The sequence below is a fragment of the Microcoleus sp. PH2017_35_SFW_U_B genome, assembly GCF_020737865.1.
In the GTDB taxonomy this organism is placed as follows: Bacteria; Cyanobacteriota; Cyanobacteriia; order Cyanobacteriales; family Microcoleaceae; genus Microcoleus.
In genome coordinates this window covers 195,663-210,894 of record NZ_JAEQDE010000022.1, presented here as the reverse complement: position 1 = coordinate 210,894, position 15,232 = coordinate 195,663, and the positions used below count along the sequence as shown (strand labels likewise).

At 46.0% G+C, this 15,232-nt stretch carries 11 protein-coding genes; 9 read left to right on the top strand and 2 right to left on the bottom strand.

The window, feature by feature from the left end:
* Positions 1-154: 154 nt before the first annotated feature.
* Entirely contained in the window at positions 155-676 is a 522-nt protein-coding gene (locus JGK36_RS03890) for a hypothetical protein (protein ID WP_293183760.1), read from the bottom strand.
* A gap of 85 nt (positions 677-761) precedes the next feature.
* On the opposite strand from JGK36_RS03890, the gene tnpA reads away from it, so the two are divergent.
* Positions 762-1,175, top strand: a complete 414-nt coding sequence (tnpA, locus tag JGK36_RS03885) for an IS200/IS605 family transposase (RefSeq protein WP_293183758.1) — start codon at positions 762-764, stop codon at positions 1,173-1,175.
* 194 nt (positions 1,176-1,369) lie between these two features.
* On the opposite strand, the gene nagA is transcribed toward tnpA, so the two are convergent.
* Complete coding sequence (gene nagA, locus JGK36_RS03880; protein WP_293196306.1) at positions 1,370-2,599, bottom strand: N-acetylglucosamine-6-phosphate deacetylase; 1,230 nt, start codon at positions 2,597-2,599, stop codon at positions 1,370-1,372.
* Positions 2,600-2,956: 357 nt separating this feature from the next.
* Between nagA and purE the strand changes: the two genes are divergently transcribed.
* From purE to JGK36_RS03840, 8 genes are all read left to right on the top strand, one after another.
* The gene (gene purE, locus JGK36_RS03875) at positions 2,957-3,478 is read left to right on the top strand and encodes a 5-(carboxyamino)imidazole ribonucleotide mutase (RefSeq protein ID WP_293144866.1); all 522 of its coding nucleotides are present in this window, start codon (positions 2,957-2,959) and stop codon (positions 3,476-3,478) included.
* Positions 3,479-3,552: 74 nt separating this feature from the next.
* The gene (locus JGK36_RS03870) at positions 3,553-5,166 is read left to right on the top strand and encodes an ammonium transporter (protein ID WP_293183754.1); all 1,614 of its coding nucleotides are present in this window, start codon (positions 3,553-3,555) and stop codon (positions 5,164-5,166) included.
* Between the two features lie 533 nt (positions 5,167-5,699).
* Positions 5,700-6,620: an SGNH/GDSL hydrolase family protein gene (locus JGK36_RS03865; RefSeq protein WP_293183752.1), complete on the top strand. Its 921-nt coding sequence runs from the start codon at positions 5,700-5,702 to the stop codon at positions 6,618-6,620.
* 427 nt (positions 6,621-7,047) lie between these two features.
* On the top strand, positions 7,048-8,493 hold the full coding sequence (locus JGK36_RS03860; protein ID WP_293183749.1) for an ammonium transporter: 1,446 nt from the start codon (positions 7,048-7,050) through the stop codon (positions 8,491-8,493).
* A 415-nt stretch (positions 8,494-8,908) separates the two neighbouring features.
* Positions 8,909-10,114: a 4-hydroxy-3-methylbut-2-enyl diphosphate reductase gene (locus JGK36_RS03855; RefSeq protein ID WP_293183747.1), complete on the top strand. Its 1,206-nt coding sequence runs from the start codon at positions 8,909-8,911 to the stop codon at positions 10,112-10,114.
* A 791-nt stretch (positions 10,115-10,905) separates the two neighbouring features.
* The gene (locus JGK36_RS03850; protein WP_293183744.1) at positions 10,906-11,982 is read left to right on the top strand and encodes an RNA-guided endonuclease TnpB family protein; all 1,077 of its coding nucleotides are present in this window, start codon (positions 10,906-10,908) and stop codon (positions 11,980-11,982) included.
* 225 nt (positions 11,983-12,207) lie between these two features.
* Positions 12,208-14,154, top strand: a complete 1,947-nt coding sequence (locus JGK36_RS03845) for a CHASE3 domain-containing protein (protein ID WP_293191981.1) — start codon at positions 12,208-12,210, stop codon at positions 14,152-14,154.
* Positions 14,151-14,612, top strand: a complete 462-nt coding sequence (locus JGK36_RS03840) for a response regulator (RefSeq protein ID WP_293183740.1) — start codon at positions 14,151-14,153, stop codon at positions 14,610-14,612. The genes JGK36_RS03845 and JGK36_RS03840 overlap by 4 nt, the downstream gene beginning before the upstream one ends.
* Positions 14,613-15,232 lie beyond the last annotated feature (620 nt).

Genomic DNA, 15,232 nt, shown 5'->3' with positions numbered 1-15,232 from the left:
ACAAGGGTATGGCTTTTCTAATTTTGATAATTTTAGAAATCGCGTATTAGCTTGTTTCTTGCATTAGATAAAATTATCACCATAAGTTCTGGAGAGCCGAAAGTTCGCATTTGGACTCTTCAAGAATCCCCGTCCCGGAGCGGGCTGGGGAGTATCAATTGTAGACGAATTCGGCATAAAAACAACCATTTCTAGGAAGGATTCTCACTTCTCGGATCTCGGCATAATCCAGATTAGAAGGCATTTGAATTTGAAAGTTCTTCAATCCGAACCAAGCCTTAACTTTTTGTCCGAGAGGGATAGAAATTCGACCATCAATCAACTTTTTACCAAGCGCCTGTTTCGGATAGGCAATTAAGTGAAGCCCGCCAGGAGTACGGTAATTTGGAAATTTCGGTCTAGATTCAAGCTTTCCTTCACGAAACAATTTAATCAATCCTTTGAAAGATTTTACCGACTCACCGACAGCACCACAAGTCTGTTGAGCTGCTTGAGCGCATAAAGCTCCGTAATGAGGATTGCGTTTTAACTCGTTGATTACGTCAAACGGGCGGACAAAAATATGACCCTTAAAGTATGCTTGACGAACGTAGTAAACCGCACAGTTATGTAGTTTGTTTGACTCTTGACAAATATATTCTAGAACTGCTTTCAACTTTTGATCGGGCTTAATCAATACCTGCTGACATCCAAACACGCCAGTCACCTTGTTGATGTAATGTGTTGATTATACACTACCTGTCGATGGAGTCAATAGTCTTATGGCGAGTTTGTCAAAAAAAGATTTAGAGTATCGGCACGAGAGCAAGGCCGTCTCGCTGATCAATATGCACTTTGTTTTTATTCCCAAACGCCGTAAAGCCGTTCTGGTCGGCAAAATTGCAGAACGGCTGCAAGAAATTATTTTTGAGGTAGTCACGGAAAACAGGTGGAAAATTATTGCTTTGGAGATTATGCCGGATCACGTCCATTTATTGCTTAATATTAAGCCGACAGACTCCGCCAGTTTCGTCATGCAAAGAGTTAAGGGTAGGGCATCCAGTTACTTGAGGAAAGAGTTTCCCGAATTACTGAAATTACCTACATTGTGGACTCCTAGTTATTTTGTTGGCAGTGTTGGAAACGTTTCTACTGAAACTGTCAGGAAATATATCGAAGAACAAAGAAACAAATAATATAGAATGCTGGCAGCCTTAAGGCTGCAACTGCGTTTCATCCCCGGCTTAAAAGACCGGGGTTCTCACGCGACGCGCTATAGCAGGGGGAGAGTAGGAGAGGGAGAGGGGGAGAGCGGGAGAGTGGGAGAGTGGGAGAATTACCAAATAACGAATAACGAATAACCAATAACCAATAACTAATAACTAATGACTTAAAACAATCGATGCCAAGTCAATTCTTTTGTCGCTGCATTGAAATTCCAGCGCAACAATTGAGTTGCCGGTTTGCCGATAATTCCCGAAAGTCCGATCGCCTTTCTGGGAGATTCAGTTGCCAGGGCGATCGCACTTTCTACCTCGCAAATCCCCCACCTTACCAAATTCTGCACTCCCGCCAACAGCGGCAGAGTTGTACCTGCCAAAGTAGCAGATTCCAGCGGCGAATGGTAATCCAATCTTACCCATGCTGTACCTTTTCTGACTTCCATTTGTCGGGAATCCCAAGGATAAACACCGTCAGGCAAACCCAAAGGAGCCAAAGCATCGCTTACCAAAAAAACGCCTGTGTCGTATCTGCCAGCACGCAGCAAAAAATCAATCATTGTCGGAGAAACGTGCTTGCCGTCAGCAATTAAACCGCATTTTACGCCCGGATAAACGATCGCCGCTCCTAACAAACCCGGTTCTCTGTGATGCAAACTCGGCATCGCATTAAAAGCGTGAGTTACCATTGAAGCTCCTTGGGCAAATGCTTGCTGTGCTTGCTCTGCCGTCGCTTGGGAGTGTCCCAGACTGACGGCAATTCCCAAACTTTGCAAATAGGGAATGACTTCACCAGTGCTGTCTAACTCCGGCGCTAAAGTAATTATTTTGACAATATCCGCACAATCTCCTAGAACTAACTTGACATTTTCTATTGTTAGCGGTAGTAAAAACTCAACTGGGTGAGCTCCTCGCTTCTGGGGGTTGAGAAAAGGGCCTTCGAGGTGAACGCCGATTATTTCGGCACTTTGGGATTTATTGGTGGCAGGAGCAGCGGTTTTTGCAGTCCGCATATAATCAGCTATCGTCGAGAGCGATCGCCTAAACTTATCCAGGGAAGTTGTCACCAAAGTCGGCAAAAAAGCATCAACTCCCTGATACCATAAAAATTGACAAATTTTAGGTAAAACTTTAACATCCTTGCTTTCTAAATCTGGGAAAGCTAAACCGAGTGCTCCGTTAATCTGCAAGTCAACACCGCCCAGAGAAACCCAATCACCCGCAGCGTCGATCACTTGCAAATTGGGAGGAGCAATTCGTTTAAATACTTTGTCCATCGAACAAACTTCTTGAATGATGCCCGTGTTGTCAACAGCAAGCATCTGCAAATCCTTGCAACCGGGCAGGCGAGCATTGAGAATATCTGTAGGGGCGGCAGTTGGGGTTGTGGCTTCAGTCATCCGATTTTAGATTTTAGATTTTAGATTTTAGATTTTAGATTTGCTCGCCTCGATAAATCTGCGGGCTCTTGATGAGGATGTGGAGATTTTTGCTTTCTGCACTCTTGGCTTGTCACCAAATTGCTTTCGAGCATCAGTTTGGCTACAAAATATCTAAATTTTAGAACTCTTGCTCTCGTCAAATTTACCCCCCGCAAGTCCCCCCTTATTAAGGGGGGAAACAAGAATAATCTTACCCCCTCCCCGAACTCGCGGGGAGGGTTGGGGTGGGGTGCGTTGTATTTTTGCAAGAGATCTTTTAGTTAACGCCATAACTTAAAATTACCATTAATCTGAAATCTCACATCTGAAAATTGCATGAGTCAACCGACAGTTGGAATTATCATGGGCAGCGATTCGGATTTGCCTACCATGTCTGAAGCGATCGCAGTTTGCGAAGAATTCCACGTACCTTGCTCCGTAGCAATTGTCTCCGCCCACCGTACCCCGGATCGGATGGTGGAATATGCTCAAACCGCGCACCAACGAGGTTTGAAAGTAATTATCGCAGGTGCTGGGGGAGCGGCGCACCTTCCGGGTATGGTAGCATCTTTAACACCATTGCCGGTAATTGGTGTACCAGTAGCGAGCCGCCACCTCCAAGGCCTAGATTCGCTGTACTCGATCGTCCAAATGCCAGCCGGTATACCCGTAGCAACAGTGGCGATCGGCAATGCTAAAAATGCTGGCTTGCTGGCAATTCAAATATTAGCAGTTTCCCAGCCTCAATTGCTGGAGCGAATCCTGGATTACCGGAAAACTTTGTCCGAATCTGTAATGAAAAAACAAACTCAGCTAGAAGAGCTAGGCTATCAAAAATATCTCACTATGAACAAATAATCTCTAAGTGTTGTAGTACAATTGTGGGAAATTTTCGGGGTCTAGCTGAGCTGATAAGTTGTAAAAGCGTAAAAATGATGAAAATGAGTGTCGGAAAGAAAAAATCGAAACAAGTCAGGCGGGAGTCTTTGAATTTGCCAGCCCCTAACTTTTTGACAAAAGTCAGCAGGTTCAAGAAATTACAAAGGACGATCGCCCGCCTCAGTCCGAGTTGGCAAGCCTGTATACCAATAGCAGCAGTCATCTTCTTGATTTGGGGATATGCCGCAGTAGCCCAAACCCCTCCTGCTGCGCCAACCACCGAAGAGCAATTGGCCAGCCTCAAGGTAGGCATGGATACCATGTGGGTGATGGTGGCTGGGATGCTAGTGTTCTTTATGAACGCGGGTTTTGGGATGTTGGAAACAGGTTTCTGCCGCCAGAAAAATGCAGTTAACGTACTGTCAAAAAACCTGATTGTGTTTGCGCTTGCGACGATCGCATATTGGGCGATCGGCTTTGCGTTAATGTTCAGCAACGGTAACGGTTTTATCGGCAGCAGCGGCGGATATTTCCTGTTGAACGTGGCTGACAACAGCCCCGCTATGGGAGATGCTTATCAAGGCATTTTCAAATCCTTAAACTGGACGGGAGTCCCCCTGAATGCTAAATTCTTTTTCCAATTAGTTTTTGCGGGAACTGCTGCTACGATCGTTTCTGGGGCAGTTGCAGAGCGCATTAAATTCCTTGAATTTTTAATTTTCTGCTTGCTGTTAGTCGGAATTGCTTACCCGATTACCGGACACTGGATTTGGGGCGGCGGCTGGCTGCAAACAGCAGGTTTCTACGATTTTGCAGGTTCCGCAGTGGTTCACTCGGTAGGCGGTTGGGCTGCTTTGATGGGAGCGGCATTTCTCGGGCCGCGGATCGGCAAGTACCGCGACGGCGACACTGTGGCGATGCCGGGACACAATATGAGCATTGCCACCCTCGGCTGTTTGATTCTGTGGTTCGGTTGGTTCGGGTTCAATCCCGGTTCGACAATGGCTGTCGATCCAAATGCGATCGCCCACATTGCGCTCACCACCAACACCGCCGGTGCTTTCGGGGGAGTTGCTGCCACAATTACAGCTTGGCTTTACCTCGGAAAACCAGACTTGTCGATGATTATCAACGGCATCCTCGCTGGCTTAGTCGGGGTGACAGCGAGCTGCGCTTGGGTTAACATACCCAACTCTGCCATTATCGGCACGATCGCCGGCATCATGGTAGTTTTTGCAGTAACATTCTTCGACAACTTAAAAATTGACGACCCTGTAGGAGCAACTTCCGTTCACTTAGTCTGTGGCATCTGGGGAACTCTGGCAGTTGGCTTATTTGCTGACGGGCCCACAACGGGAATTTATACCGCTGGGCCGAAAGCGGGATTGTTTGTAGGCGGAGGTTTCGATCAACTAATACCGCAGTTGATCGGTATTATCTCTGTAGGCGGAATGACCGTGCTGCTGAGTACGATTTTTTGGTTGGCACTCAAAGCTTTGTTGGGTATCCGCGTTTCTGCTGTTGAGGAAGCTGAAGGTTTGGATATCGGCGAACATGGGATGGAAGCTTACACCGGGTTTGTGAAGGAAACTAGCTCTGGCAACAGAACAGAAAGCAGCTACGGCGGTTATTCTGGGGGGGGTGCGGACAGAACTACCAAACTTTAGAGCAAAACTCTCAAGCGTGGGACGATCGACTTTCTTCAGCTTTCTGGCCCTAGATGAGCGATTTGTACGTCCATCTAGGGCTTAATTGTGAAAAACCACAATCTGAAATCCCCCGCCCGCAGATACAGTCGCAGACGCACTCTTGAGTCTTTTAAACCAGGTCGATCGTTCTGGCATTCCTTGCTAAAATCTCGCAATTACGTTAACAAACTGGGTTTTTGCGTGCGGCTCAGCTTTAAAAAAAGCTACTTTAGAAAAGCTCTAAATCCTGATACAGTAAGTCATTCGGAATTCCTAAATCTAAAATCTAAAATCTAAAATCTAAAATCGCCTGATTTCTGCGCCAGAAAGTTTGGCAGGCAGATTTTTTATGGTAGAGTAGTGCCAAAAAGCAAAGTTCTGCATCGCCGTCACGCCCAACACAGCACAGTGCTTGATTCTTACAAGAATTGAGGCGAAAATTGAACGGTAAAATTTGATGCAGCAATCAGTGCCAATTATTTCAGTATGGTGCCTGCAAATCGCTTGAGTTTATGGAGAAGTTTGGAGTAGTTAGCAGAAGTAGAACTCATAAATCCCTCTTGGGGATGGAAGTTAGCCGATCGAAAACTGTTCCGGTTTGGGCTTTGCTATCTCTGCTTACCAACGCGGTACTAATTGTCACAGTCGCTCAACTAATCGGTAGGGGAAACAACTTAACAGAAAGTTCCCCTGCTAGTGCTGCACTAACGCCGGAAAGCACTGAAGAACTAATTCGCTCTTCGACGACGGCGACAAACTCTACAAAAGTAGTGGCAGACTTGCCCCTTGCAGGGCCTCGACACAAATGGTCTTACCAGCAGTGGGTGACGCAGTTGGGCCGGGAAGCTGAGGCTGCCGCGGCAAATCGTCCCCCAAAACTGAGTGTTTTGGCTGGAGATTCTTTGAGTATGTGGTTTCCGACGAAGCTGTTACCGCCCGATCGCATTTGGCTGAATCAAGGGATTTCCGGCGAGACTTCCGTAGGTTTGCTGAAGCGATTGCAGTTGTTTGATCGCACTCTGCCCGATACGGTGTTTGTGATGATCGGGATTAACGATTTATTGCGGGGGGCCAGCGACGAAGGGATTTTGAACAACCAGCGACAGATTATCCGCGATTTGCGGTGGGCGCACCCGAAAGCACAAGTGGTGGTGCAGTCGATTTTGCCCCACAGCGGGGAACAGTCTACCTGGGAAAATCGCGATCGACTATTAGCGATTCCCAACAGTCGGATTCGCGCAATCAATCGGCGACTGAAAGAAATTGCTAGTTCCGAAAATGTTTCCTATCTGGATTTGCAGCCGTTGTTTGCGGATGCTGACGGCAATTTACCAACCCAACTCAGTACAGACGGCTTACACCTTAACGAGCGAGGTTATCTGGTTTGGCGATCGGCCTTGCAAATGTTCAGTCAAATGCAGTTGAAAAATTAATCAGTTGACTGTTGTCAGTTGGCAGTTGTCAGTTGGCAGTTGTCAGTAGTTAGAAGGATGAAGTCATATTCTCCCCCATTCTCCCCCTTCCAACACGGCTTACTCCGAAGTCAGGGGTAATGTCAAGTACCTGCGGATAGATTAAGAAAATATAATAGTTGAGCTTTTAGTATACAATGATACAGAATAACAGTTTGTACAAATGGTGCAATCCAAAAGGCAGAGAGTATGGGATTGAGAGTTGACAAATTTAGATGAGTCCGACTATACGAAGTCGGGGCTTGAGGATTGGGGAATTATCTATTAAAGATTCGTTCCGCTAAAACAGGGACTTAAAACCAAATTAACTATTGCATCTAAAATCCTCACATCTAAAATCGGCTCGGTCTTCCCTGCGAATTGCTGAGTATTAAAAGGTAAAAATAACGTGCTCAAAAAAAGTTTCACGATCGGCATCCTCGCACTGTGGCTGTTAAGTTGGCCGCTGATGAACAATGCCTTAGCTCAAGATGCTGCTCCCCCTGCGGCGGCGGCTGCTGCGGTGGCGGCAAGTCCGATCGACACCGGAGATACAGCCTGGATGTTGATATCCTCAGCACTGGTGTTGCTGATGACACCCGGGCTAGCGTTTTTCTACGGAGGGCTGGTGCGATCGCGCAACGTCCTCAACACCATGATGATGAGCTTAGTCATGATGGGACTGATCGGCGTCACATGGACGCTGTGGGGTTACAGTTTGGCCTTTGACGTTTCCACTCCAGTTTCCGAAGGCTTTGGGAAAGGATTTGAAACCTTCATCGGCGGCTTCGACTGGATGTTCTTGAACAACGTCGCAGCCGACAAACCAGATCCGATCGGCTACGCACCGACAATACCCCACCAAGTATTCATGGTTTACCAGATGATGTTCGCCATCATCACCCCAGCTTTGATTTCCGGGGCGATCGTCGAACGGGTAACATTCAAAACCTACTTCTGGTTCGTGCTGCTGTGGTCTACATTCATCTACTCTCCTCTAGCCCACTGGGTTTGGGGTAGAGGCTGGCTGGGGGCGATGGGAGCATTAGACTTTGCAGGCGGCACAGTCGTGCACATCAGTTCCGGCGTATCTGCGGTTGTCGCAGCTTGGGTAATCGGGCCCCGCAAAGATCACTTGAACAAGCCCCACACCCCCCACAACGTACCCTACGTCTTGCTCGGAATAGGGCTCCTGTGGTTCGGCTGGTTTGGCTTCAACGGCGGTAGCGCTTTAGGATCGGGTTCCTTAGCAACAGTGGCTTTTGTCACCACAATGATTTCAACCGCAGCCGGCGGTTTAACTTGGACAATCATCGAATGGGTGCTCAGAGGCAAACCGACAGCAGTCGGAATTGCCAGTGGTTTCCTAGCAGGATTGGTGGGAATCACACCAGCGGCGGGATACGTACTGCCAGTGGGGGCCCTGTTAATCGGATCGATAACTTCCGTTTGCTGCTTCTTCGCCGTTAGCTTGCGAGCTAAGCTGGGATTTGACGACTCTTTGGACACCTTCCCGGTTCACGGCGTCGGCGGAACTGTAGGCGCGCTTCTGACAGGCGTGTTTGCGACTAAAGCCGTTAACGCAGCCGGAAATGACGGGCTGTTTGCCGGAAATCCGGGGCTAATTGTGACACAGTTTGTAGGCGTTGTAGCTACTTACGTGTTTGCGGCTGCCGGTACTTTTGTCATCCTAAAAATTCTCGCGCAGTTTATGGAACTGCGAGTCGCCTCATCTGCTGAAGACCAAGGTTTGGATATCGGCCAACACGGGGAAGAAGCTTACGGTGAGGATTTTGCCGGCGGTTTCAGTTCCTTTGAATCTGGTTCTCCTTTCGCGCCGAAAAAGGTGGGCTGATTTTCAGGGTAAGTTCGATCATCGCGTAGAGATGCAGTTATGTGCGTCTCTACGCTTTTTTTTGTTTTATTTTGAACGAACCCATGAAAGTCGCGCCTCTGTTCGTTACTGAATTAAATAATACCAGTTTCAAAAGAGAATGTAACTTTATACAAGCCACTAAGGAATGAGAATTAAATAACTTATAATTTGATGGTTTTTGTGGGATGGGCGGGGGAGCCCGTCTCTAAAGGACGGGCTCCCCCGCCCATCCCACTTTCGTTGTGTAAATTATTTAATTTGCGATCCTAACCCTTATGCAGTAGTTCATTCCAATCTAAAATCTAAAATCTAAAATCTAAAATCGTATAATCCCGATCGCACCCAGGCCTTCTAAAATCAAAGGTAATTAACCTAGATTTGAACTCAGTACCGCATGGATACTAAAGCTTTTAAACGATCGCTCCAACAGTCTGAAAACTACCACCGCAAGGGTTTCGGACACGAAGCTGAGGTAGCTGGCGTAATGGAGACAGCTTATCAAAGCAGCCTGATCCAGCAAATTCGCGACAACAATTACAGGCTGCAACGCGGCGCCGTCACCATCCGGCTGGCTGAGGCTTTTGGCTTTTGCTGGGGAGTGGAACGCGCTGTGGCTATTGCTTACGAGACTCGCCAGCACTTCCCCTCGGAACGGATTTGGATTACTAATGAGATTATTCACAATCCTTCTGTGAACCAGCATTTGCGCGATATGGAAGTTGGTTTTATTGCTGTGGAAAAGGGGCAGAAAGATTTTTCTGTGGTGGATAGTGGCGATGTGGTAATCTTACCTGCTTTTGGGGCGAGCGTGCAAGAAATGCAGTTGCTGAACGATAGGGGTTGCAAGATTGTTGATACTACTTGTCCTTGGGTTTCTAAGGTTTGGAATACTGTTGAAAAACACAAGAAAAGGGATTATACTTCGATTATTCACGGTCAGTACAAGCACGAAGAAACTGTGGCAACGAGTTCTTTTGCTGATAAGTATTTGATTGTGCTGAATTTGCAGGAAGCTGAATATGTCAGCAATTATATCTTGCACGGAGGCGATCGTGCTGAGTTTCTTGCTAAGTTTAGCAAGGCTTGTTCTGCTGGTTTTGACCCGGATGTGGATTTGGTAAGTGTCGGGATTGCTAACCAAACTACTATGCTCAAAACTGAGACTGAGAATATTGGCAAGTTGTTTGAAAAGACGATGATGCGGAAGTTTGGGCCGTCCAATCTTAATGAGCATTTTCTGAGTTTTAATACTATCTGCGATGCGACTCAGGAACGGCAAGATGCTATGTTGAGTTTGGTTGAGGAAAAGTTGGATTTGATGTTGGTGATTGGGGGTTTTAATTCTTCTAATACTACTCACTTGCAGGAAATTGCGATCGACAAAACTCTTCCTTCTTATCACATTGATTCTGCGGAGCGCATTTTACCGGGAAATCGCATCGAACACAAGCCTTTGGGCCGGGATTTGGTCGTAACTGAAAATTGGCTGCCTGAAGGTAATATTGTCGTCGGCGTGACTTCGGGTGCTTCGACTCCTGATAAGGTTGTTGAGGATGCGATCGATCGCATTTTGGCGATGAAAGCCGCTGTTATTCCCTAATTCTCTGCTTCGCCACTGCACTCGGAATCATCTTTTCCGGCGTGCAGTGCGATCGTCTCGCTTCCAAACAGACTGTAGACTCCAATTGCTATTGATTCCATCTGGATGCTGAAAATTATCTGTGTTAATCTGCGTTTATCTGCGGTTAGTTTCCCTAGCAATTTCTCCCCTGCGTCCCAAAGTTATTTTTTTCACAAATCATGAAAAAATCGCCTTTTTTTTCGGGTAAAAAGCTTGACGCGGGCTGCTTGACAAGGTATTATTTAATAATGGGAATAGTGAAAATTTTTAAATTGAAGTCACCACTTCCATTATCTAAAATATACCCCATAAATCAACCGAAATCAATAGGTAAAAACTCCTTTTTTTGCGCCGCGATTTGAAATAGTCAAAGCAGCAAAAGTGATGCCACAGAAAATGACTAATTAAGCTTAGCGAGAGAGCGAGAGATTGTATATTTGGCCTCTCTTACTTAAGGAGGATGCGAAGAGGAGCTAGTACCTAGGTAGCAAATAAATAGACAGAGTGGTACACTTGTGGACAAATCTACGGTATACCATTTTGTTTAAACCACATGAATTCGCAAAAAAGCTTGGATTGTCAGTAAAAAGACTCGCCGTCTCCTCAACATGAATTGCTAGAATACTTGAAATAATTCACTGTTTTTCCTGTCGATTATACGGTCTGCAAAATTACTCCAAGGAAATCAAATAAAACTAAAAAATGCTGTTGACAAACCCCTACAAGATGTGGCAAAATTAAACAAATAAATCGAGTGTTGAGGCCAAACAATGCTTCTGTCCATCAAGACAAAGTTAAAGCTAAACAAGAACCAGGCAACGGTTATGAGCAAACACGCTGGCATAGCGAGGTTTACTTATAATTGGGGACTAGCTACTTGGAATAGCCTTTATCAAGATGGATTAAAGCCCAATAAATACCTACTCAAGAAATTCTTCAACAATCATGTAAAACCTGAATTTACATGGATCAAAGAGACGGGAATCTGCCAGAAAATAACTCAATACGCCTTTGACAATCTTGGGGATTCGTTCTCTAAATTTTTCTCAAAAAAAGGTGGATTTCCCAGATTCAAAAAGAAGGGGCATCACGACTCTTTCACTATTGACGCGGGCGGTAAGCCTATCCCTGTGGGTGGTACGTCTATAAAGTTGCCGACAATCGGCTGGGTAAAAACCCACGAAGGACTACCTCACACAACTTGCAAGTCAATCACCATTTCACGCACTGCCGACAGTTGGTTTATCGCATTTGCTTACGAACAGAATCATGAACCCACAGTCAAAACTCATGAAATTGTAGGAGTTGATTTGGGAGTAAAAGAGTTGGCTACACTTTCAACTGGCGTAGTATTCCCGAACCCAAAGCACTACAAAGCGCATTTTATAAAGCTGAAGAGATTATCAAGAGTTCTTGCTAGAAAGGTGAAAGGTTCCAGCAATAGATACAAAGCCAAAATCCAACTGGCAAAACACCATGCAAAAATAGCAAACCTCAGAAAGAATACTCTACATCAAGTCACTACTTACTTATGCAAAAACCACGCAACGATAGTAGTAGAAGACTTGAATATTGGAGGGATGCTAAAGAATCACAAGCTAGCACAGGTAATAGCTGATTGCGGATTTCATGAATTTAAACGCCAGCTAGAATACAAAGCGAAAAAGTTTGGCTGTGAAATTGTCGTTGCTGACCGCTGGTTCCCGTCGAGCAAAACCTGTTCGAGTTGCGGGCATATTCAAGATATGCCACTCAAAGAAAGGGTTTATAACTGTGGAAGTTGCGGTCATTCGATGGACAGGGATTTAAACGCAGCCATCAATTTATCACGGTTGGCTAAACCGTGAAAGCTTACGGAGGGATAACCGCTCCCATGCTCCCGACGAAGTAAGAAGCAAATGTCTAGACTTGTCTAGTATTTGTGTAGCAGCGACACTAAACTAAAAACAAGATGGATCGCAGATTTGAGCCTTAAATTTATCTGCTTTGGCCGCCTTGTCTGCCCGAGCAAAAAATTCATCGCCCGGAGCGAGGTATAACAAAAAAAGCAGCACTCGCGCGCCGAATATTTCATGAACAAATCGCTGACTCGCCAAATCACCGCAGGCATCGGCATCGCCTTGGGACTGCTAATTTTTAATGCGGCAACTTCCTACCGCAATACTCTCAAGTTAGTGGAAAACGAGCGCTCGGTGAGCCACACTCACGGAGTTTTAAGTGAACTCGAAGCCACGCTTTCTACCTTAAAAGATGCTGAAACGGGGCAGCGCGGTTATTTGCTGACGGGAGAAGAACGGTATTTAGAACCTTATTACACTGCGATCGCCAACGTTAACACACAATTAGTCGGATTGCAGGAACTAACAGCCGACAACAATCGGCAGCAAGAGCGCCTTCGCGACTTGAAAAGTGCGATCGACTCTAAATTAGCCGAACTTCAAGAAACCATCAATCTGCGGCGCAAACAAAACTTAGCAGCAGCCCTGCGGGTGGTAAAAACCGATCGCGGACAGCAAATCATGGAGGGGATTCGGCAGCAGGTAGCCACCATGACTGCCGAGGAAAATGTGATATTGCAGCAGCGCGCCCAAGAATCTCAAGCCAGTGCTAATTTGACAATCATCACTTTTACCGTTGCTACTGTGGTAGATTGGCTGTTGCTGGTGTTAATTTTATATTTGGTAAAGCGCGATCGCATTTTGCGCGACAATGCCCAAATCAAACAAAATCAACTGCTAGAAGAGCTAGAACGCGATCGCAATTCCCTGCAATTAACCGAAGAACGTTTCCGCCGCGCCATTGTTAACGCCCCGCTGCCAATTATGCTGCACGCTGAAAACGGAGAAGTTTTGCAAATTAACTCCGCTTGGACAGAATTCTCAGGCTACAAATCCTCAGAAATTCCTACAATTGAAGATTGGACAGAAAAAGCTTACGGCAGCCGCAAATCGGTAGTGCCAGCAAATATCAATTGGCTGCACAAATTAAACTCGCGCCTTTCTGAAGGTGAATATATAATTACCACAGCCAGCGGTGAAAAACGAATTTGGGACTTTTATTCGGCACCTTTAGGCAAGCTTTCCGACGGCAGAAGTTTAGTAATTAGTACCGCCATTGACATCACTGCACGCAAACAAGCAGAAGCGGAAATTCGGATGCTCAACGCTACGTTAGAACAGCGAGTCGAACTCCGCACCAATGAACTGCAAGGAGCTAACGAAGAATTAGAAGCTTTCACCTATACCGTCGCCCACGATTTGCGCGCGCCCTTGCGGGGAATGCAGGGATTGGCTGAAGCTTTGTTAGAAGATTACGGCGAAATCCTTGACGAACTCGGTCAAGAATATGCCCAGCAAATTGTAAATTCTGGGCAACAATTAGAAGATTTGATCCAAGATTTGCTAGCATACAGCCACCTGAGCCGCACTGATTTATCGCTGCAAGTTGTAGAGTTAGAATCTGCTGTCGCTGAGGCAATTGCTATGGTACAAGCCGATGCTAAATCCAACGGTGCTCGCATCAGCGTGCGATCGCCCTTATTGCCGGTAATTGCCCATCGCGTTACCTTAGTTCAAGTCATCACAAATCTGCTCGCCAATGCTCTAAAATTTGTGGCAGGCGCATCGCCGCAAGTGCAAATATGGGCTGAGGAAATTCAACTGCCTCCAGAGGGAGAGACAGACAGACAGACTGCGGGAGAATGGAAAAGGGGGAAAGTGGGAAAGTGGGAGCATTCGCAGTTATTGATTAGCACTGGCCAATTGCCTGTTAGCGAAGCCAACGAAGGCGATCGCATCATCCGTCTTTGGGTAGCAGACAACGGCATCGGTATTGCTCCAGAACATCAAAAACGGATTTTTCGCGTTTTTGAACGGCTTCACGGTATCGAGTCATACCCCGGAACTGGTATAGGATTAGCTATTGTACAAAAAGCAGTCGATCGCATGGGCGGTCAAGTTGGGGTGGAATCGCAATTAGGACACGGCAGTCGATTTTGGATAGAGCTGAGGAAAGGATGAGGCAAAGGCAGACGATTTTGCTGGTGGAAGATAGCCCCGTTGATATTCTGTTGATGCAGCGGGCGTTTCGCAATCAGATTTTTACTAATACTTCGCTGCAAATTGTCCGAGATGGAGATGCAGCGGTTTTTTATTTAAATGGTGATGGAGAATACAGCGATCGCGAGCGCTATCCTTTACCTGCGATAATTTTACTAGATTTGAAGTTGCCCAGGCGATCGGGTCACGAGGTTCTGAGTTGGCTCAAACAGCAGCCGCAACTCAAACGTTTACCTGTGATTGTTCTTACATCTTCGAGGCAAACATTAGATGTCAATCAAGCTTACGATCTAGGCGTTAATTCTTATTTGGTTAAACCTGTCGGGTTTGCTTCTTTATCGGACATGATGCAGAGTTTTGGCGAGTATTGGCTCAACCAGACCGAACTGCCGGAACCTATAGAATTTTCTGGTTTATAGTAGCGTTATCCCAATTTTTAGGGTTTATTTCCTCGTTGTCAGACTTTTCCTCGTAATGAGAGATTTGAGATACTTCGACTTGGCTGTACAAGTTTGAGATTTACTTGTAGCGCCGTGAATCTGGGAGTTTGAACTTTGGTCTAAGATTTTGTAATCTCCACTTCTGCTGTCGTGGGCTTGTATCCATTTTTGGGTGGTCATCAGTCATTCCCAATTCTTTAATCTCAAATATAATCAAATCAAAACTGGTAGAAGTTGGTCTTGAGGTGGCGAGTCCTGTATCATCTGTTCCTGTGCGATGAATCCAAGATTGACGGGAGGCTAATCAACCTCGAAAATCGTAAGGCTGGGATTTTTACCAGAAAGAATTGGTTGAAAGCCCGCCCGCCTTTGACGGAGAAATTAAAATTAGACTATTCATTACTCCAATCCTCGGACTTAAGGGTAGAGGTTGCCCTCAAAAGTCAACTGTCAAGTGTCAAGTGTCAACTGTTGAAGCAAGGCATTGACTAATATAATACCCACAAGGTTCGAGAGAAGAAATTAGGTTATGTATCTGTTAGCAAATACTGGGAAAAAACTACCGACAGCATAATCTGTGAGATATAATAAAATACAAG